The organism is Paraglaciecola sp. QJM3NY_14, from assembly GCF_056173245.1.
In genome coordinates, this window is record NZ_CM149664.1 from 3,832,578 (window position 1) to 3,854,999 (window position 22,422).

Annotated in this window: 14 protein-coding genes; 9 read left to right on the forward strand and 5 right to left on the reverse strand. The window is 45.8% G+C overall.

Annotated features, from left to right (window positions below; all coding sequences use genetic code 11):
* The first annotated feature begins 188 nt into the window (after nt 1-188).
* The 9 genes from AC0VYA_RS16460 to AC0VYA_RS16500 all read left to right on the forward strand — a co-directional run bounded on the left by AC0VYA_RS16460 (nt 189) and on the right by AC0VYA_RS16500 (nt 10,872).
* Nucleotides 189-1,820 (forward strand): CTP synthase, encoded by a 1,632-nt coding sequence (locus AC0VYA_RS16460; RefSeq protein WP_011576001.1) that lies wholly within the window; start codon nt 189-191, stop codon nt 1,818-1,820.
* A 118-nt stretch (nt 1,821-1,938) separates the two neighbouring features.
* Nucleotides 1,939-3,231 (forward strand): phosphopyruvate hydratase, encoded by a 1,293-nt coding sequence (gene eno / locus AC0VYA_RS16465; RefSeq protein WP_473475437.1) that lies wholly within the window; start codon nt 1,939-1,941, stop codon nt 3,229-3,231.
* Nucleotides 3,232-3,309: 78 nt separating this feature from the next.
* Entirely contained in the window at nt 3,310-3,996 is a 687-nt protein-coding gene (locus tag AC0VYA_RS16470; protein WP_475488975.1) for a hypothetical protein, read from the forward strand.
* 328 nt (nt 3,997-4,324) lie between these two features.
* Complete coding sequence (leuA, locus tag AC0VYA_RS16475) at nt 4,325-5,884, forward strand: 2-isopropylmalate synthase (protein WP_473475441.1); 1,560 nt, start codon at nt 4,325-4,327, stop codon at nt 5,882-5,884.
* Nucleotides 5,885-5,891: 7 nt separating this feature from the next.
* Complete coding sequence (gene leuB, locus AC0VYA_RS16480) at nt 5,892-6,992, forward strand: 3-isopropylmalate dehydrogenase (RefSeq protein WP_475488976.1); 1,101 nt, start codon at nt 5,892-5,894, stop codon at nt 6,990-6,992.
* Nucleotides 6,993-7,004: 12 nt separating this feature from the next.
* Nucleotides 7,005-8,411, forward strand: a complete 1,407-nt coding sequence (leuC, locus tag AC0VYA_RS16485) for a 3-isopropylmalate dehydratase large subunit (RefSeq protein ID WP_475488977.1) — start codon at nt 7,005-7,007, stop codon at nt 8,409-8,411.
* A gap of 15 nt (nt 8,412-8,426) precedes the next feature.
* Nucleotides 8,427-9,053, forward strand: a complete 627-nt coding sequence (gene leuD, locus AC0VYA_RS16490) for a 3-isopropylmalate dehydratase small subunit (protein ID WP_475488978.1) — start codon at nt 8,427-8,429, stop codon at nt 9,051-9,053.
* 268 nt (nt 9,054-9,321) lie between these two features.
* Entirely contained in the window at nt 9,322-10,344 is a 1,023-nt protein-coding gene (locus AC0VYA_RS16495) for a LacI family DNA-binding transcriptional regulator (protein ID WP_475488979.1), read from the forward strand.
* A 63-nt stretch (nt 10,345-10,407) separates the two neighbouring features.
* Nucleotides 10,408-10,872 carry a CreA family protein gene (locus tag AC0VYA_RS16500; protein WP_011576009.1) on the forward strand — a complete coding sequence of 155 codons (465 nt, stop codon included), beginning with the start codon at nt 10,408-10,410 and terminating at the stop codon, nt 10,870-10,872.
* A 94-nt stretch (nt 10,873-10,966) separates the two neighbouring features.
* Here AC0VYA_RS16500 and AC0VYA_RS16505 read toward each other — a convergent pair whose 3' ends face one another.
* The 5 genes from AC0VYA_RS16505 to AC0VYA_RS16525 form a co-directional block, all read right to left on the reverse strand.
* The gene (locus AC0VYA_RS16505; protein WP_475488980.1) at nt 10,967-13,435 is read right to left on the reverse strand and encodes a glycoside hydrolase family 94 protein; all 2,469 of its coding nucleotides are present in this window, start codon (nt 13,433-13,435) and stop codon (nt 10,967-10,969) included.
* 45 nt (nt 13,436-13,480) lie between these two features.
* Nucleotides 13,481-15,022, reverse strand: coding sequence for an MFS transporter (locus AC0VYA_RS16510; RefSeq protein ID WP_475488981.1), 1,542 nt, complete (start codon nt 15,020-15,022; stop codon nt 13,481-13,483).
* A gap of 379 nt (nt 15,023-15,401) precedes the next feature.
* Entirely contained in the window at nt 15,402-16,964 is a 1,563-nt protein-coding gene (locus AC0VYA_RS16515) for a tryptophan halogenase family protein (RefSeq protein WP_475488982.1), read from the reverse strand.
* A 156-nt stretch (nt 16,965-17,120) separates the two neighbouring features.
* Nucleotides 17,121-18,653: a tryptophan halogenase family protein gene (locus AC0VYA_RS16520; protein ID WP_475488983.1), complete on the reverse strand. Its 1,533-nt coding sequence runs from the start codon at nt 18,651-18,653 to the stop codon at nt 17,121-17,123.
* A 169-nt stretch (nt 18,654-18,822) separates the two neighbouring features.
* Nucleotides 18,823-21,843 (reverse strand): TonB-dependent receptor, encoded by a 3,021-nt coding sequence (locus tag AC0VYA_RS16525; protein ID WP_475488984.1) that lies wholly within the window; start codon nt 21,841-21,843, stop codon nt 18,823-18,825.
* Between the last annotated feature and the right edge of the window lie 579 nt (nt 21,844-22,422).

The following is a 22,422-nucleotide window of genomic DNA, read 5'->3' on the forward strand; positions in this document are numbered from 1 at the left end:
GTAAACCAATAAAATCTCATTTTCCGTATATTTTTTGCAAAGCTGGAGCGGTTTTCAATTGTCTGTAGGGCTGCGTTTGAGTATACTATTGCGCCGTCCGGTACTGAATAATGTCACGCCTATTTAAAGGCAGCTAGACTACTCCAGTATTAAAAAATCTCATTCAACTCCAACGCCTTAGGGTACTCATGACAAACTATATTTTCGTCACAGGTGGTGTCGTATCATCACTTGGTAAAGGCATTGCTGCTGCATCGCTCGCTGCCATTCTTGAAGCACGTGGTCTTAATGTGACCATGCTCAAGCTCGACCCATACATTAACGTCGACCCTGGCACCATGAGTCCTATTCAGCACGGTGAAGTGTTTGTCACCGACGACGGCGCTGAAACAGACTTAGACTTAGGTCACTACGAGCGCTTTATTCGTACCCGTATGACTAAGCGGAATAACTTCACCACTGGCCGCGTTTACGAAGAAGTCATCAAACGCGAACGTCGCGGTGATTACTTAGGCGCCACCATTCAGGTGATCCCACACATTACTAACGAAATAAAACGTCGCATTATTGCTGGCGCTGAAGGCGTAGATGTAGCCATCGTTGAAATTGGCGGTACAGTGGGTGATATCGAGTCGCAACCGTTCCTAGAAGCGATACGCCAGCTGGGTACTGAAGTTGGCCGTGACCACGCCATGTACATGCATTTAACATTGGTTCCGTATATAGCGGTATCTGGCGAAGTAAAAACCAAACCAACTCAACACTCCGTTAAAGAGTTGCGCTCTATTGGTATTCAGCCTGATATTTTGGTTTGCCGTTCAGAAAACGCGCTACCGTCTAACGAGCGCTCTAAGATTGCCCTATTCACTAACGTAGCAGATAAAGCCGTTATCTCGTTAAAAGATGCCAACAGTATTTATAAAATTCCTGCCGCATTAAAAGCACAAGGTATGGATGAGCTCGTCGTGCAGCGCTTTGGCTTAGAGTGCCCAGAAGCGGATTTAACCGAGTGGGAACAAGTGCTATACGCTGAATCGAACCCTGTCGGCGAAGTCACTATCGGTATGGTAGGCAAATACGTTGAGTTACCCGATGCGTATAAATCAGTCAACGAAGCCTTAAAACACGCGGGCTTAAAAAATCGCTTAACGGTCAATATTCGCTATGTCGATTCACAAGACATCGAAAGCAAAGGCGAGCAAATCCTTCACGGGCTTGACGCTATCCTAGTGCCAGGTGGTTTCGGAGAGCGCGGCATTGAAGGTAAAATTGCTGCGGCCAAGTACGCTCGTGAACAAAAAGTGCCTTATTTGGGGATCTGTTTGGGTATGCAAGTGGCGATTATTGAATTCGCCCGAAATGTTGCAGGCATGGAAAGCGCCAATAGTTCTGAATTCGATCCACAAACACCGTATCCTGTTGTCGGTTTGATAACCGAATGGTTAGACGCAGATGGCAGCACGGCACAACGCTCTGAGGCGTCAGATTTAGGCGGCACAATGCGTTTAGGTAGCCAACTTTGCCACCTCATTCCTGGTAGTAAAGTGCACGATTTGTATGGTTCAGCAGAAATATACGAACGTCACCGTCACCGCTATGAAGTAAATAACAATTTACGTGATAAATTAGAAGCATCAGGATTAAAAGTAACTGGTCTGTCTACTGATAAACGTCTAGTAGAAGTAATTGAATTAGGCGATCATCCTTGGTTCGTAGCAGGTCAGTTCCACCCTGAATTTAACTCTACACCCCGTGACGGTCACCCTTTGTTTGAAGGGTTTGTTAAAGCTGCGGGCGAATATTATAAAAATAATAATTAGAGCCAGTTAACACTGGGGCCTTGTGTGCCCCGCGCAAAAACTAGGCAGAGTAACGATTGAAAACTCAGAATATCTGCTCGCAGATAAACGATAAATTTTTATAAACAAGGCAACAACTATGTCAAATATCAGTAAAATCATTGGTCGTGAAATCATGGACTCTCGTGGTAATCCCACTGTAGAGGCAGATGTATATTTAGAGTCAGGCGTAATGGGCAGAGCTACTGCACCATCTGGCGCATCTACCGGCTCTCGTGAAGCGTTAGAATTACGCGATGGTGATAAAAGCCGTTATTTAGGCAAAGGCGTACTAAAAGCAGTCGCCGCGATCAACGAAGATATCGCCCCAGCCTTGTTAGGCAACAGTGCATTTGATCAGAAGAAAGTCGACCAAATCATGATCGACTTAGACGGTACTGAAAACAAAGAAAAATTTGGTGCCAACGCGATCCTAGCAGTATCACTTGCTGTGGCTAAAGCAGCTGCGCTTGATAAACAAATTCCTTTGTATCAGCACATATCTGAGCTTAACGGCACAGCTGGCAAATATTCAATGCCAGTCCCTATGATGAACATCATCAACGGTGGTGAGCATGCTGATAACAACGTCGATATTCAAGAATTTATGGTTCAGCCAGTAGGTGCGCCTAACTTCCGTGAAGCATTGCGTATGGGTGCTGAAATATTTCATAGCTTGAAAAAAGTATTATCTGCTAAAGGCTTAAGCACCGCAGTAGGCGATGAAGGTGGCTTTGCCCCTAACCTAGCGTCTAACGAAGAAGCTCTTAAAGTCATTATTCAAGCGGTTGAAAATGCCGGCTACGAAATGAATAAAGACGTAACCCTTGCCTTAGATTGTGCATCATCTGAGTTTTATGTAGATGGCAAATATGATCTTAAAGGCGAAGGTAAAGTATTTGACTCAGAAACCTTCGGTGACTACTTAGCTGACCTTGCAGCTAAATACCCTATCATTTCAATCGAAGATGGTCTTGACGAAAGCGATTGGGACGGATGGGCAAGTTTGACCAAGAAAATCGGCGACAAAGTACAACTTGTTGGCGATGACTTGTTTGTAACTAACACCAAAATCCTTAAGCGCGGCATCGATAACGGTGTAGCGAACTCGATTCTAATCAAGTTCAACCAAATCGGTTCATTAACGGAAACACTTGAAGCGATTCGTATGGCGCAAGATGCAGGCTTCACAGCGGTTATTTCTCACCGTAGTGGCGAAACTGAAGATGCCACTATCGCTGACCTAGCGGTGGGTACTGCGGCGGGACAAATCAAAACAGGTTCATTGTGTCGTTCTGACCGTGTTGCTAAGTACAATCAACTATTGCGAATTGAAGAAGCACTAGGTGACGCTGCAACATACGGTGGACGTAAAGAAATAAAGGGTCAATAAGACCTATATCTGAAGCGCCCTAGTGTTTATTAGGGCTTTTAGATGTAAGTGGGCAGCACATGCTGCCCCTCATTTATTATGGTCACGCCTCCCGCGCAGCCCCAAGTAAATATATTCACTGACTCACATCAGCAGACTCATTTTGCTGAAATTTGCAATGCGCTTTATGAGCGTGAGCTAATGACCTTAGCGCAACACCCTTTTACTAACATCAGTTTACTACAGCGCAAGCTTGGTGGTTTACGCCATCATATTAAACGCGCCGCCTATCACTTTATTCATCATAACGGCCCGCTATTAGTGGATGTACACAATGCCAGTTGGCAAGCCAAACAAAGTGCAAATTGCATTGCTAAAAAACATGACGCTAGCAAAACTACTGAATCGTGGTTTACTCAATATGCCCGCTCTGGCCTGCCTGTCGCTATTTACATAAGCGATTTGAATGGCGATCACCTAGAGCTTGATTCCATTGATCGAATTGATACCGACAACCAGCGCTTACATAGTAATAAATGTGGTTGGTTCAATATGGATGGGACGAGCGTAAACGCAGACCAAGCTAGCGTTGCGGCGTCTCAAAGCCCTGCAAACTCACCGAACACTGCAAACAGTCAACAGCTTCTATTGCGCCCCAGCAAAGCCGTATTTAGCGCCGCTTGCTGTGGCCACACATGGAATCACAAAGGTCGCAGCCAACCTCGCACCCTAACACTGCGCGAGTTACTTTTATCTGGCAGTATCAATTGGAAAAACTTCCGCTGAGAAAAGCCATGGGGCAAAGTCCCTTTGATAATCTGGTCGGATTAGCTTGTATTCCTATAGAAATCAAACTTATATGCAATTTTGTTCTATGCCAATTTGTTAACTAAGGTTGACGCATAAGCCGCAAAGAGTTACAAATACCGCACTGACGTTTCGAGCTTATAATAATGACATCATTACTACTATCAACTCTACTTCTGCTGGCAGCAAGACTGCACGGGTAGGTTGTAAGCGAAACGCAAACAATAACTAAAAACCCGTGCTTAGCAGCACGGGTTTTTTCGTTTAAGTGCCTAAACAAGCGCTGATCATTCAAAGAGGAAAACACATGTCCAACCAAGTCAAAATATTCGACACCACATTACGTGATGGCGAACAAGCGCTAGCAGCCAGTTTGAGTATGAAAGAAAAACTACAAATTGCCTTAGCGCTGGAACGACTTGGTGTGGACATCATTGAGGCGGGCTTTCCGGTTTCCTCCCCTGGCGACTTTCGCTCAGTTCGCAGCATCGCACAAGAAGTAAAAAATGCCACAGTCTGCGGCTTATCTCGCGCCTTAGAAAAAGACATAGATGCCTGCGGCGAAGCATTAAGTGTTGCCGACAATTTTAGAATACACACCTTCATCGCCACCTCAGATATTCATGTCGCTAACAAATTGCGTAAATCTCAAGACGAAGTCGTCGAGATGGCCGTTAACGCCATTAAGCACGCAGGGCGTTACACTGACGACATTGAGTTTTCTTGTGAGGATGCGGGCCGAACCCCGATTGATTACTTATGCCGCATGGTTGAGTCAGCGATTAACGCTGGCGCAACGACGGTTAACATTCCTGACACCGTTGGCTACACCACCCCCACGGAGTTTGGCGGTATTATTCAAAACTTATTTAATCGCGTACCCAATATCGATAAAGCGACTATTTCTGTGCATTGCCACAACGATTTAGGACTGGCGGTTGCCAACTCGTTAGTCGCAGTTGAGTACGGCGCTCGTCAAATCGAATGCACTATTAACGGTATTGGTGAGCGTGCGGGTAATTGCTCGCTAGAAGAAATCGCGATGATTTTGCAAACCCGTCAAGCCATGTTAGGTCTGAACACCAACATTCGTAGTCAGGAGATATCTCGCACCTCAAAACTAGTCAGCCAACTATGTAATATGCCGGTACAATCAAATAAAGCGATTGTCGGTGCCAATGCCTTTAGTCATTCTTCGGGGATTCACCAAGATGGCGTCTTAAAAGCGCAAAACACTTATGAGATAATGACCCCTGAAAGTGTCGGGATCAATAAAAACAACTTAAACCTAACCTCTCGTTCGGGTCGTCACGTTATCAAGCACCGTCTTGAGGAGCTTGGCTATAAAGCCGAAGATTATGACCTAGATACTTTGTATGCCTCATTTGTAAAATTAGCGGATAAAAAAGGCCAAGTGTTCGATTACGACCTTGAAGCCTTGCTGTTTTTCGACAAACAAAAACCTGCTGACGAACACTACAAGCTACTTTATTTACAAGCCAGTTCGGGCAAAGAGATCATCCCGAGCGCGACGGTGAAGTTACAAGTGGGCGAAGAGGAAATCATCGAGTCTTGTACCGGCAACGGCCCAGTAGATGCCGCCTACAAAGCAATCATTAAAGTACTAGGCCATGAACAACTTGAAATAGTCGACTTCAAGCTTGATTCAAAAGGAGAAGGCGCAGATGCCCTCGCCCAAGTTAGCGTTATTGTTGAATATAATGGTCGTCGTTTTAACGGTATTGGTCTAGCCACAGATATCGTTGAATCAGGCGTCAAAGCCCTGATCCACGTATTGAATAACACTCATTTAGCCGATCAAATTGATCACCAGAAAAAGCAACAAACACAAACTGCCGGAGTTTAAGTAGCACATGTCAAATTATAACATTGCCGTATTAGCGGGAGATGGCATTGGCCCAGAGGTCATGCAAGAAGCGAAGAAAGTATTATCAGTTGTAGAGCAAAAATTTAATCTGACGTTTACGCTGAATGAATTTGATGTTGGCGGAATCGCCATCGACAATCACGGTAAAGCCCTACCTGAGGCAACGCTGAAAGGCTGTGAAGATGCTCAAGCCATTTTGTTTGGCTCCATTGGCGGCCCAAAATGGGACAGCCTACCGTTGGAGGAGCGCCCTGAACGAGCAGCTCTATTGGCTTTACGCGGTCACTTTGATTTGTTCAGTAACTTGCGCCCAGCGAAAATCTATCCGGGTCTTGAGTCTTTATCTCCTCTGCGTGCAGATATTGCCGCCAGCGGTTTTGATGTCCTTGTTGTACGCGAACTAACAAGTGGTATTTATTTTGGCCAGCCAAAGGGCATCGACGGTGAAGGCGAAGAGCAATTCGCTTATGACACCATGCGTTACAGCAAAAAAGAAATTCGCCGTATCGCCATCAGTGCCTTTGAAGCCGCACAAAAACGTGGCAAAAAAGTCACATCGGTTGATAAAGCTAACGTATTAGTGTGCAGTCGTTTATGGCGTGAAGTCACCGAAGAAGTCGCTAAAGACTACCCAGACGTGACGCTAGAGCACATCTACATTGACAACGCGACCATGCAATTATTACGTTACCCAGGCGATTTTGATGTGATGCTATGTTCAAACTTGTTCGGGGACATTATCTCAGACGAGTGCGCCATGATTACAGGCTCAATGGGTTTATTGCCATCAGCTAGCATAAACAGCGAAAACTTTGGTTTATATGAGCCTGCAGGCGGCTCAGCACCGGACATCGCCGGCAAAGGCATTGCTAACCCCATTGCGCAAATTTTATCAGCATCTATGCTACTGCGATTTAGCTTAAATCTAAATGACGCTGCAGATGCAATTGATGCCGCCGTGTTGAAAACGCTGGCAGATGGCGTATTAACCGGTGAGCTACTTAGCCCAGAAAACCACGACCAAGCCAAATCGACCAGTGAAGTAGGCGACTATATAGCGAATATTATCGCCAGCGCAAACGCATAAAGGAAAGACCAGATGAGTACCACCTTATACGACAAAATATTTCAGGCCCATATTGTCGATGAAATCGGCGACGATGCATTATTGTATATCGATCGTCATTTAATCCATGAAGTTACCTCCCCGCAAGCGTTCGATGGCTTGGCGCAAAAAGGACGTAAAGTCCGTCGTCCTGATCTGACCTTCGCCACCATGGATCACAGCATATCAACGCGCTCTCTCGCCATAGATGCGTGCGGCCCAGCGAACAAACTACAACTTCAAACCCTAGCAGACAATTGCGAAGCTAACGGCATTCAGTTGTTCCCTGTGGGTCATCAAAAGCAAGGTATTGTACATGTAATGGGCCCTGAACTTGGCCTAATCAAACCAGGAATGACTGTGGTTTGTGGCGATTCACACACAGCCACCCACGGTGCTTTCGGCGCACTTGCCTTTGGTATTGGAACGTCTCAAGTTGAGCACGTATTCGCGACCCAAACTCTTAAGCAGAGTAAAGGTAAGTGCATGCAAGTTAAGGTCAATGGCGCTCGCCCACTTGGGGTAACGGCAAAAGACATCATCTTAGCCATTATTGGTAAAATTGGTCATGCCGGAGCCACAGGATGCGTTATCGAATATTGCGGTGACACCATTGAAGGTTTGAGCATGGAAGAGCGCATGACGGTATGTAACATGAGCATTGAAGCCGGTGCAAAGGCTGGCTTAATTGCCCCTGACCAAACCACATTTGACTACCTTGCAGGTCGTGAATACGCACCAAAAGGCGCAGACTGGGATGCCGCTGTAGCCTACTGGAAGACCCTTGAATCAGATACAGATGCTAAATTTGATATTGTGGTAGAACTTGCCGCCACAGACATCGCACCACAAGTGACTTGGGGCACCAACCCAGGCCAAGTGATTGGGGTCAATCAGCCTATTCCTGCGCCAGAAGACTTTAGTGATCCTATCGACCGTGACTCAGCCGTTAAAGCGTTGAAATACATGGATATACAAGCAGGTCAAAAATTAGCAGATCTAACCGTAAATCACGTATTTATCGGCTCATGTACCAATGGCCGTATTGAAGATATGCGTGCGGCTGCCGCGATTGCTAAGCAAGGCAAAGTCGCAGAGAACGTCACCGCTATTGTGGTACCAGGTTCTGTGGCAGTTAAAGCACAAGCAGAAGCCGAGCAACTCGATAAAATCTTCCTCGATGCAGGCTTTGAGTGGCGCTTACCTGGTTGTTCAATGTGCCTAGGCATGAATGATGACATTCTAAGCCAAGGTGATCGCTGTGCCTCTACCAGCAACCGTAACTTTGAGGGTCGCCAAGGCCGAGGTGCTCGTACACACTTGGTCAGTCCTGCAATGGCCGCAGCAGCAGCGTTAGCCGGGCGTTTCGCCGATACCCGTGACTTCATTGCCAACGATTAATTATTAGGAATAACCATGAGCAATCAATCTAGCCCAGCTAATGCTGGCATCAGCGTTCATACCGGTCATGTGGCGCCGTTAAATCAAGCCAATGTCGATACTGACCAAATCATTCCTAAGCAGTTTTTAACGTCAGTGACGAAAAGCGGTTACGGAAAGCATTTATTTCATGATTGGCGTTATTTGGATCTTCACGAACAAGAGCCAAACCCTGATTTTGTGTTAAATAAACCAGAGCACCAAGGGGCCAGTATTTTGCTGACCCGTGAAAACTTTGGTTGTGGCTCAAGCCGTGAACATGCGCCTTGGTCCCTCGATGATTACGGCTTTAAAGTGGTTATCGCGACCAGCTTTGCTGATATTTTTTACGGTAACTGCATCAATAACAGTCTATTACCGGTACAACTTGAAAGTGCACAAATAGACGCCCTCTTCGAGGCAGTTGCACAAGATCCAGCATGTCAGGTAGTGGTAGATTTACCCCAACAACAAGTGCGCTTTAATGATCAGGTGATAGGTTTTGATATTGCCCCTCACCATAAAAACAACTTGATTAAGGGGTTAGATGCTATTGGACAAACCTTAGAGCTTGATGCCAAAATTAAAGCGTTTGAAGACCAACAACCCGCTTGGCAGCACTAGATACTCTGCGATATCGGTCATGACAATGTAGCCACGTTTTATGCGTGGCTACGCACCCTGCGCTTAATTATCATACAAATGAAAATCCTTTTTCATTTCATTGCCTGTTAACATCATTCACGTCAAAAAAAATATAACATGCTGATTCATATTAGTTTTTTTAACTTATAGTTTTGCATTCCAATTAAGACAATTTGAAAACGTTTACAGGTTGCTTTTCTGCGGCTAACCTATGGTTAATCACGGCTATCGAACAAGAGAGAATTTTTTGGCTAAGTTAGGCATTAAGGACATTGCAGCTATTTCTGGGGTATCCCCAGCCACAGTGTCGCGTACACTGCGCAATCCCGATATTGTCAGTGAAGAAACCCGCAAAAAAGTCATGAAGGCAGTCGAAGAAGGCGGATATACACCAAGTCGATTTGGTGCAAATCTGCGCACCCAAAAAAGTGGCAATATTATCGTTGTCATGCCGGACATCACCAATCAAGTTAATGCTGGTATCATCCGCGCGATTGAACGTGAAGCGCAAAAAGCCGGTTATTCTATTTTGTTGGGTGACACCCAAGGCTTAGCTGAGCGTGAAAAGCATTATGCGAATATGGCGCAATCAGGCCAAGCAGACGGTGTACTCTTGTTCACCTTCCACATGCCATTTAACCTCAATGAAAATCAGCCTGTGGCCAAACAACTGCCTCCTATTGTCAACTCTTGTGAATCAATCCCTATCGAAGGCATTAGCAAAGTCATGATTGATAATAACGCGGGGGCTCGTACAGCAGTTGAGCACCTTTTAAGCCTTGGTCACAAGCGTATTGCTGCCGTCATGGGCCCGCGGGACACACCAAGCACGCTCGAGCGCTTAGAAGGATATCAAGCAGCCCTTAACGACGCCGGCATCGAGATAGATGAGCAGTTAATCATTCGCGGTGATTACGGCTTAGATTCTGGCATCGGCGCTATGGAGCAGTTACTTAAATTACGATTAAGGCCTACAGCCGTATTTTGCTTCAGTGATGATATGGCCATCGGCGCCATGAGTGTCTTGCAAGAGAATGGTTTTCGCATTCCCCAAGACATATCTATCATGGGGTTTGATGACATTCGCTACGCTAGGTTAATGACCCCAGCCCTGACCACTATCCACCAGCCCTTGGAAGATATAGGCAAGGCGTGTATGGCGCTGTTATTAGAACAACTATCGGGTAAATCTGAGCAAGCAAGATATGTTGAATTGCCGTTTGAGCTAATCGTTCGCCAAAGTACAGGCCCTGCGCCTAACGATACTTAACAAGATATTTATCCCATCAAAAATCCATTACACTAAAGAAAACATCCCCTTAGTGAGTGAGATATGAATAAAATACTAGTCGTCATCAGCAGTGTATTTCTGTTAAGTGCATGTGATTCAAACGAAGTGGGTGATGTGAGCTTAGGCTTATTTACCACCAAAGACATTAAGCTAAATATACTGCAAGACCCCATTGTCAGTGGTGTAACCTGCCATGTAGCAAGCATTGAAGCCGATCTTAGTTTTTCCGATCCATCGGACAGCTCTATCGCTTGTCGTCAAACTGGGGAAATCACCCCAGAAATGATTGCCCAAATCGACAAGTCAGAATCCGGAGATGTGGTCTTCAAAAAATCCAAAAGTGTATTTTTCAAGAGCATGAAAATACGCCGAATTTTTGATGCACGCAGTCAAACCCTCATGTATGTTTCTTACTCCACGAAAGAGACATCAGGCAGCTTTAAACATAGTCTTTCGACCGTTCCCTTGTGGGGAACAAAAGCATTCAACACCTATACTGGCTCTTAACCGAATAAAGGCAATCAAAAGGTCATAAAACGCCCTCGATGCTTATGCAACGAGGGCGTTATTCACACCTCAACAGACCGCTAGCGTGCTCTGCTTAACCGACGATTGTCGCGATCACGTGATGCTCACCGTTGAATTGACTGTAATCAACGAGATTGCCCTGCACTTTTTTACCATCAATTTCTAGCTGCACCTTGCCTGACCCAAGGCCATCGGGATTACGTACTTCAATACTATAATGCGCACCTCTGAAGCGGCGAGACACAGCAAAGCTAGGCCAGTCAGCAGGAATGCAAGGCGCTATCGTTAAGCCCGCATAGTCCGGTTTAATGCCCAATATATATTGGCTGGCCGCGTAATAGCACCAAGCCGCTGTACCCGTTAACCATGAGTTTTTAGCTTGGCCCGGCGTTGCAGCATCAGTCCCAGCAATCATCTGGCTGTATACATAAGGCTCTGTTTTATGCAGGCTTTTAACGTCTTGCAAGTAAGCAGGCGAAATACTGGAAAAATATTCGAGTGCTTTATCGCCCCGCCCTAGCATGGCTTCTGCCACCATAATCCATGGATTGTTATGGCAAAATATTCCCGCGTTCTCTTTATAACCAGGAGGGTATGAAGATATCTCCCCCAAATATTTATCGTACTCGCTAAACGCTGGCTGGTTCAGCATAATGCCGTGGGGCGTGGCTAATCGTTTTGCAACAGAATCGAGTGCTTGGCGTGCCTTTCCATCTTGCATACCAATCCCTGCCATCACGCAGAACCCTTGAGATTCGATAAATATTTGGCCTTCTTTATTTTCGTGACTCCCTATTTTTTCGCCCTTGGCGTTGTAGGCCCGCAAAAACCACTCGCCATCCCACCCATGCTTGAGCACAGCATCTCGCATTGCATCGACTTGCTTTTGTGCATAATGGGCCAGTTCAGCCTTACCTAGTTGCAAGCAGAGTTGTACAAAATCTTGGCCGTAAAGCACAAACTGGCCCGCGATCATCAAAGACTCGGCAACGTCAGACTTACCGCGCTGGGTGGTTTGATAGGACTCGTTTGGATCGTCAGAAAAACAATTAAGGTTTAAGCAATCATTCCAGTCTGCTCGGCCAATTAACGGTAACCCATGGGGCCCAAGGTTGTTAACCACATGCTCAAAAGCACGCTTCAAATGTTCAAAATGGTCTGGCTCCCCAGTTTCATCGCCGTCAAACCCTACCTTTTCAGTGAGAATCGAAAAATCCCCCGTCTCTTTAATATAATTAACCGTGGATAACACCATCCACATGGGATCATCGTTAAAGTTGCCACCTATGTTGGCATTACCTTTTTTAGTCAGAGGCTGATATTGGTGATAAGCCGAGCCGTCTGATTTTTGCGTCGCACTGAGATCTAAAATTCGCTCTTTGACCTTATTCGGCACCATATGGGCAAAACCAATGGTATCTTGATTTGAATCACGAAAGCCCATGCCGCGCCCTATCCCTGATTCATAAAATGAAGCGCTGCGTGACAAATTAAAAGTCACCATGTTCTGATATTGATTCCAGATATTAAGTGAGCGATTAAATTTTCTGTCTGGGCTGTTAATTTGAAAGTTACCCAACAAGGTGTCCCAGTGTGTCGCCAAATCATCTAACGCCCGTTGCACACTGTGGTTATCAGCGTAGCGCTTGATCAGTTCTTGCGCCGGCGTTTTGTTGATGACCCCAGGAGATTGCCATTTTTGATCTTTTTCCACTTCACAGTAACCCAAAACAAACACTAGGGTACGCTCTTCACCCGGCGCTAACTCGACTTCTACATGATGTGAAGCGATAGGCGACCAGCCATGGGCATGAGAATTGGCAGACTGGCCCTGTTCAACGCATAAAGGGTTTTCAACACCTCGATAAGGCCCTAAAAAACGCTCTCTGTCGGTATCAAACCCGCTGATAGGTTGATTAACCGAGTAAAATGCATAGTGATCTCGGCGCTCGCGGTATTCGGTTTTGTGATAAATAACACCGTCTTCTACTTCCACTTCACCAGTGGACAAATTCCGTTGAAAATTAGTGCCGTCATCCTCAGCGTTCCACAAACACCACTCGATATAAGAAAACAAACTGATTTTTCGGTGCCTAACGCCAGTATTTTTAAGGGTCAATCGATGTACTTCAGCCTTTTCACCTAAAGGTACAAAGCAAGTAAGTTCAGAATTGATCCCTTGGTGACTCACTAGAAAACGGCTGTAACCCATACCATGTCGGCATTGGTATTTTTCGGGTTGGTTAGCCACAGGTCGGCCCGAGGCAGACCAAATCTCATCATCACATTTTAAGTAGAAATAACGGCCTGACGTATCGACGGGCACACTGTTATAGCGATAACGCGTTAAACGGCGAAACTTGGGATCTTGATAAAAACTATAGCCACCAGCAGTATTCGAAATTAACCCGTAAAACCCATCGTTACCTAGGTAATTTATCCATGGGGTTGGCGTAAATGGCGTGGAAATGACGTATTCTTTTTGCTGATCATCAAAATAGCCAAATTCGGTATTCATGGCATCAGTGGATGGCTCGATCATGGGAAAACTCTCTCTAAGTAAATACGCGGCCTAAAAGCCAAAGCGCTATTGATGATTAGTTTGAATGGTGTTTCTGCGCTCAATAAGCTGGGTGTTCATTAGCTGTTGCTTTTTATCCGTCAGTGGATAAAACAGCATCAGCAATGCTCCGGCTAACCCAAAAGCTGCGGGAATAAAGCTCATAAGCTGTTGCATGCCAGGGAGTGAGGCTTCAATCGTGCTCGCATCCATACCGTCATAGCCATAACCTGCCAACACAACCAGCACCAACGCGCCTGCGAAACCGTTACCGGTTTTTTGCACAAAGGTCCCCGCGGAATATACAAGGCCGGTCGCCCGGCGACCGTTCCGCCATTCTGAGTAATCAGCGGCATCACCTAACATGCTAAAGAATAAGGTTGGCATCATTGCAGCAAAAAATTCCGCGCTACAGCCGAGAATAAATATGTAGCCAATGTCTTCCCCTGGTATCCAATAAAACCCGCACGTTAGGGCACTACTAAGAAGCAGGGCAACAATAAACAAATTTCGTCGACCAAGCTTATTCGCTAAGTAGCTAGTGCACAGTGCACCTATGATTGACACTACCAACAAGGCGATAAAATACTGGCCTGTGAGTAACTCATCGCCCACAAAGTACTTGAAGTAATATGCAATCACGCTGTACTTAATACCGTTGAACATCATAGTAAGAAAGCCCATCCCAAGTAGAATAAGCCAAGGGCGATTCGTCAATAGATCGAGCATGTCTTGCTGGGTACCAGACACATCTCCTCGAGGACGATTTAACATCCGGCGCACCAACCAAGTAGCGGTTGCGAAAACCAGCACAAACAGAGCGCCAGTCGCAAGATTGCGGTAATAGAAAAATAGGCTCATTGAGAGCAGTGGCACAAGTACGAAAGGAGATTGCTTAGCTAAATCCCATAACTCACTGCGAAAGCTGCCGCGCACTTGTTCAATGGGAATAACCCGCTCTTTTGTCGTCGCGACGGATGTCACCATCAGAGCCATTAATAGGCCTGCGAACACATACATGGTGTACTGATACCCTTGCACGTCGTCACCGCTCCCTAACATAGCTACTAGGCTTGGCAGAAAACCCATCACAAATAAGCCTCCCACGAAGGCACCAGCAAAACGAAATCCAGACAAGCTAGTGCGCTCTTTATCATCTTCGGTCATCACCCCCATCAAAGCAGAATAAGGGACGTTATTAACGGTGTACGCCAGCGTCAGACCTATGTAGGTCAAATAGGCATAAACTAATTTGCCTGTGTCACTCAAGTTTGGTGTGGTGAAGCACAGCACCATAAACGCCCCTAAAAAAGGGGTAGACCACAAAATCCAAGGTCGAAATTTACCCCAAGCGGTGTGAGTACGATCAGCAATCATCCCCATGATGATGTCTGTCACACCATCGGTCAGGCGCACCACCAAAAATAAAATAGCCGCAGCAGACGCTGCCAAGCCAAACGTATCGGTATAGAACACAGCTAAATAAGCTAAGGCGCCACGCCACACCAAATTCGCAGCCGCATCCCCCATGGCGTAGCCAATTTTCTCGTATAAGGGTAAGGCTTTCATAAATGATGCGTGCTGTTGACGGGATACTGGCTGCGTTGAAGCATAGTTATTATTCCTATTCCAGTGCTATTGGGGCGACTGTCTTTGTAACAACAGTACAAGATTAACGTGGTGATAAACCTAGTCTTAGGTAATTGTTAGCGTAACGTTAAATGCAAATGAAAACGTTTTCAAGACTTTTGTATCTTTTTCTTTATGCCGCTTAAGATAGAGCAGTCAATCGAACGCTAGAGCGAAGATTAAAATATTGAAAGGTAATAATTTAGACCCGACACTAGGCCAGTCTTGGTATGCCTAAGGTGCTTTTGTCTTACCGGTCGTTACAGTCTAGGCGCTCTAAAGCAGTAGCCCTATGTACACTGCAACACCGTTCAAACACTTACACTTTTTGAAAACCGTACTGCTTAACGTGACTGAGCAATTGACGATTGCTTTTCAGCCCAGCCATGAGTTTGCGCACATGCTGCTGGTTTTCCTTCAAGTGTTTGACGGCACTTTGTGGCGTGTCAAATTCCCTTGATGACACATCATTCAAGGTTTCAAAGCCCATCCCGTACAAAACATATTGGTAACTGGCTGATGGAAACATGATTTCATTTTGCACAAAGTCATTGCGACTAGGTGGTTGAAAACGCCACTGCGTGAGTAATGATCTAAGCCGCGGGGATATTGACTCAGGTGCACGCATTTGATGCCAGTACAGCTCACTGCGCGCGCTTAAAACATAATGCAACTTTAGAAATTCGACTATGTTTTCCCAGTGCAAAAGGAATCGTCGGTTAAAGTTATCCTGGGTAACCTTCATATGCTCTGTTGTTACAGGCAGGTTTTCAGCAATGGCGGTAGCCGAGAGCTCAACTAATGCTAATGCAGATGCCTCTAAGGGCTCTAAAAATCCCGCTGACAAGCCAACCGCGACACAGTTTTTATGCCAAAAATGACTACGGTGCCCAGGTTCAAAATTGATCTTTCGTGCTTTGAGCGCATCAGCACGTTCAGGCCCAATAGACTGCGCCACATAGGCTTTAAGTGTTCGCTGCGCCTGCTCATCGTCAGTATGCTTGCTAGAATAGGTATACCCCACCCCTCGTCGGTCTTGTAAGCCGATATCCCATATCCATCCGGCCTCTTGGGCAGTTGATACGGTCGCCGAGACGATAGGGTCATCATCATTAGTGTATGGCACGTGCAGCGCCATAGCACTGTTGTTAAACAGCACGTCGCTTTTATCGATAAATGGCACATTAAAATGTTGCCCTAGTAATAACGAACGCGCCCCTGTGCAATCGATAAATAAGTCGCCGGTTAGCTCACCACTTTGACGTGTTTGTAATGCTTTAATGTCGCCATCATCGTGACTAATCACACCTTCAACGTGATCTTGAATATGGCGAACGCCTAGCTTAGCCACGCAGTGCTGCTGGATTAACTGCCCAAATTTGCCTGCATCAAGGTGGTAACCGTAATTGAGCACCCCTGCATATTCAGGGGTAGCGTTTTGTTTTGGGGCTAACCCTGCCTGACAAATATGACTTTGCGCACAAACCACGTCAGCAAAAGGATGCTCAGAGGCATAGGTTTTCCACGCGCTGTATTGATTTGCTTTGCCGTAGCCGCTTGGGATCACAAAAGGGTGGTAGTAAAAGTCATTGTCTGCGCCGTTTTTCCAGCCGACAAACTTTGAGCCCTGTTTAAACGCTGCGCCGCAGTGGCGAATAAATTCAGTTTCGCTAATCCCCATGCGCTGCAAAGAGTTACGCATTGAAGGCCAAGTTCCCTCCCCCACGCCAATAATATTCACATCGGGTGATTCAATTAGGCTGACGCTAATTTTGCTTTGCTGTGAGCCACATTGGTGCTCTGCGGCAATGATCCCAGCGGTTAACCAACCTGCACTGCCACCACCGACGACAACGATATTTTTGATACTGCGGTTACTCATTTGTGACTACCCATGTTAAACATGACATGCTATTTACGGACGCTTTGGCACAATACTCTTTATACTACCCCATCTAAGTGGATGACACGCAACAACTGCTTTATGTTTTCCTTTGTTGCGTCTTAGCGGCCTACCCGTCACTCTGCCTGCTAGTGCTTATGACGCTTTGCAATAGCGCTGAATAAACTGTTGATGACTAGGCAATTGGGCAACTCGTTGCTCTATTGCGCTGCGCATGCCAGCTAAAAAGCGCGTTAACTCATCCTTATTCATTTCATTCACGATATGGTGATACTGCTCTGGCGCTAGGCCTTGCCCCAACATGACTTGCGTCCATGAATCGACGCGGAATATATCGCCATCATCTAAAAAGACTCTCCCCGTTTCTTTAAACAAGCAAATTTTGTGGGCCAAAGATGCAGGCACTTCCATGCTTTGGCAATGCTGCCAAAACGGTGAGTCATCACGAGTGGTAACCTTATAGTGCAATACAATAAAATCACGAATACTGTGCAGTTCACTGGTGAGTTTTTCATTGTATTCATCAATAGTGGATTGGCACACACCATCGAAGGGGAACAAGCGCATTAGTCGTACGATGCCTGTCATAATCAAATGAATGCTGGTGGACTCAAGTGGCTCTACAAACCCACTGGCTAAGCCCAATGCCACACAGTTTTTGTTCCAGCCCTTGCGTCTGCGGCCGGTCTTGAACTTAATCACTCTGGGTTCGTTAATGGGGACGCCATCCAGGTTAGCGAGTAAAGTGGTTTTTGCTTGGTCGTCACTCGTGTATCGGCTACAGAATACCATGCCATTGCCTACGCGATGCTGTAACGGAATTCGCCACTGCCAACCAGATTCATGGGCGGTAGCACGGGTATAAGGTAGAGGATCAGAATTGGCTTGAGTTTGCACCGCGACTGCGCTGTCGCACGGTAACCAATGTGACCAATCCTCGTAACCAGTATGTAAGGCTTCTTCTATCAGCAGACCTTTGAATCCTGTGCAGTCAATAAAAAAGTCTCCCTCAACAACTTGACCTGATTCAAGTGTTAAAGATTGAATGAAGCCACTCTCTTGATGCTTATTCACCTGTTGAATTTTACCTTCAATTCGAGTCACCGAATCGGCGCAAAAATTCCGTAGAAACTTAGCGTATAGCGTGGCATCTAAATGGTAGGCAAAGTTCATTGGCGCATTTGCAGAGAAGGCAAACTTCCCTTGCTTTGAAGCCTGAAGCTCGTAGCAGTAATCCCCGAAAGGGACGTCTATTCCCAGCTCTTTTCCCCGTAGCCAGAAATGATGGAACTCCCCAGCCCAACACTCTTTTCCCGTGACACCGAAGGAGTGAATATAACTGTCATCTTTTTGTCCCCAGTTATTAAATTCAATCCCCAGTTTGAAGGTACTATTGGTGGCTCGCATAAATGCTTGCTCGTCGATATTCAGCAGTTTGTGTAGTGTTCGAATGGGCGGAATAGTGGCTTCGCCTACCCCTACCGTGCCAATCTCGTCTGACTCAACCAAGGTGACATCGAGTGATTTTCCCAGTAATTTAGATAGCGAAGCAGCAGCCATCCAACCTGCTGTTCCACCACCAGCGATAACCACTTTTTGTACTCTTTGTCGTTTCTGCCCATTCTGGGTGCTCTGCGTTTTCTCGTTGTTCAAGACTAACCTCGCCATCCATATAATTAGGTTGAATACGTTTGATTCAAAGCTCTTTGCTGAAGCTCTTTTCTAAAGCTCTTATTCAAAGCTCTTGTTTCAATATAACTAAAAAACAAGCCGCGATAAATCGCGGCTTTAAATGCCGATTAACTCGGCAGACCTACAGGTACACACTTGTTACACATTAGAACGTATATCGGGCACCTAGCGCGTAGCGCGCGCCAAGTTGTTCCAAGTTCCATAATTGAGCGGACGTACGCCCGTGACGGCGACTGTTCTCATCCGTAATGTTTATCCCTTCAAGGAATACAGATAAATCATCATTCACTTGATACGACACATTAAAATCGATTTGCGAGTAAGACTCGGTAAAGCCCGGTTCATTCACGTATTGACTCGTGGTGTCTAAAAACTTATCACGCCAGTTGTAAGCAATACGGCCCTGCCAGCCATCTTTCTCATACATGGCCACCAAGTTTGCCGTATCACTTAAGCCCACTAACGCGAATTGCGTTACCGATGGGTTAGCAGTGATATCGTAACTTACATCACCATTGACTGTGGTGTAGTTGGCTTGTAAACCAAAGCCTGTGTCTCCGAAGAAGTGCTGAGCAGCCAGCTCGAAGCCATAAATATTGGCGCTCTTATTATTCACTGGTTTTGAATTAATAAAGGTTAAGAATGGGTCATCTTCATTAGGTAACACATCATACTGGGCTTCGAATTGCTCTATGGTTAACGAGTCATAAGCGATGTTGTTTTCCATGGCTGCCACCATGTTAAACAAATTAGTATCGGTTAACGGTTGTCCAATACGTTCAAGTTCAGCGGCCGCAGCCTCTGCACGTGGTCCAGCGGTCGCATCACGTAGACCGAATACGCTTTCTTCCACCTGCTCGTTACCAATAAAGTTCTTCACTCGTTTATCGTAGAAGCCTAACGATACATAACTGGTATCTTCAAAATAGTATTCAACGGATAAATCGATATTATCAGACTCAAGTGGCACCAAAGAGGGGTTACCTGAGCTAGCGGTTGCAGTTGCGCCTTGGGTGATTAGCGTTGGACCGCTTGGCGTGCCCACGGATGCTGCCGCGCTCAAGTTATTGTACGTTGGGCGAGCAATGGTCTTGCTGTAAGACAAGCGCGCCTTAACGCCATCCATCACTTCAATATCAAAATCAATACTGGGTAGAATATGGTCGTAGTCAGAATCAACGGCCACGTCTTGAGTCTCAGAGCCAAAGCGCACATTAAAATCGTTGTTACCCTCCCACGCTATTGCACTGGGCAAGCTGATGTTAGCGACCGATGTAGAATCAGTGCTTTCGTAACGAACACCCGCAAGGATATTGTACGGACGACCACCTAACTCTCCGTCTAATTCAAACTCTACATAAGCCGCAAATATGTCTTCTTCAATTGTGCGGTTAGTGGCGAACGGGTTATCGGCTGCAAATGCGAAGCCGTATTCCTGCGCGGCAAATGCGCCAATCTGTGCTACATCACCAGTGAAACCTTGGCTGAAAATGCCGTTGGTGTTGTAGTCATCAAACTCGTCGGCAAAACTAAACGGCGTTAAGTAGTCCGCTGGCAATTCACCCGGGTTTTCGATACCCCAGTTACCCATGGTACGTCTGGTTAATGATTGCAGTGACGTGCTTTCCATTGAGCGCGATTCAACACCGAAATTAATCCCGCCATCGTCAAATGAGTACTCACCATCCAACCGGAATTGGGTGATATCTGTGCGCTGAGAATTAAAATTCATATCAAGAATTGCAGTACCTACATCATCTTGGTCAAGCACGCCATTACCGTTTAAGTTGTCACGCGCAGCGTCATCAAAATCTACCGTCATGATAGGGAAATCACCAGAGAAATCAGCCCCCTGCCCACGGTTAACATTGGCCCCTAACCCTAGGTTAGTCCAGGTACCATAAGGCGCATCTGGGCGCCCTTCGGCTGATGAATCATGCACATCGAAGAACATGACTAAGCTGTCGTTGACGTGGTACTCAACATTAAAGCCAACAGATTTGTTTTCATTGACTTGGTTCAGCTCCTGAATGGCTAGCCCCAAATCGCGCGGCAGTAAATCACGGCGTTCTTGTTCAATCAATATAGGGGTTTTAACCACTTCGTCGTCAAAGGTAAGCTCTGAGAAGTAGCCATCATCCATCCAGATGGATTGCTCTGCGCGAGCCTCGTATAGGTCCTGTTTTGAATAGGTGTAATCTAAGGTTGCGGTTAAATCTTCTGATGGGGCATATTGAAAAGTAAGCTGCGCATTAGTACGTTTACGTTCACGATCAGCAATTGAGTAACGTAAATCAGCTGGGATGGCAAACAATTGACCGTCTGCTGGACCATTGTTTACCACCACCGCAGGCCCATTAAAGCCAGGTAAATTAGGATCGGTTTGGTTAGGTGATTGTGGAATGCTGCCCTCGTACGGGTTGACACGCCATTCATTAACAAATGCACCCACTGCTGAGCTGTCACGCTCTTGTACACTGGCAGATAAAGACACACCAAAAATGCCGTCGTCATCAACAAAATTAAAGAACCCTGATACTTCAGGTGTTACGTCATCCCCCACACGGTTAGTGGTGTCCATCAATGCTTTTGCACCAACAGAGCCGGTAAAGCCGCTTTCAAGTGCGTCTAGTGGGCGCGCCGTCTTAATGTTAACGGTTGCCCCGATACCGCCCGTTGCTATGCTAGCACGACCAGTTTTGTAAACTTCCACACCACGTACGCTTTCAGAGGCTAAATCGGCAAAATCAAAAGCCCGTGAATTTGGCGTGCCACCACCGCCAGGAATAGCAGCACCTGGCATGGCACGACCATTTAGCGTCACCATATTAAAATCAGGTCCAAAGCCTCGAGCCGTAATCTGGCTTCCCTCACCGTTACTCCGACTAATAGAAATACCCGTGATGCGTTGCAAAGATTCCGCTAAGTTAGTATCAGGAAACTTACCTATGTCTTCTGCAGAAATGGCATCAACCACACCAGCAGAATCACGTTTAATCCCCATAGATTCTTGAATACTCGAGCGCATGCCTCGTACTTGGATCACCTCCAAGTCATTCGCGCTTTCTTGAGCAACGGCAACCACAGGAGCAAGTACTGTCGTACCAAGCAGTATTGAAATACTCTTGGTCAGTAGTGACTTATTAAATTTCGCATATGTGTTCATTTTTGTGCGTCCTTTGTGTTTCTATTAGTAGAATTAACCTAAACCATACAAGTTGGAAGTCAGCTACTGCTCTTGACCACTTTTTTATTTTCATTAATGAAAGCCGGTCTTCCCAAATACGTTGCGCGGTCGCTGTAACATCAATACCCTCAGGGCATAAATACATGTTTTGCGTTTACCCAATTGAGTCTCGCCCAACCACCAATGTAAACGTTTTCATAATGCTAGGTTTATTTTAACAATTCGTCAACATTTTTAGTCGATAAGCCGTTTAATTTTAAACATCACTATCAAGCTAATGAAATGTTACAAATACATTAATACAAACTCGACCAGTGTGGGTATCACAAAATCGGTGACTAATATGACAAATTCGGCGCTAAGATAGCTATAATTTAACAAAGGCCTTATAAACAAAGGGTAAAGATGGACAGCGAAAATATTAATAATTATATGTTTGCCTATACCTAAAACGTTAAAATGTTAATGAAAGTAGATAAATAAGCGTTAAAATTATATCTGAAGCACTGTGCAACATGCGCAAATAACGACAAGAAGTCGTGCATTAAATACAAGAAC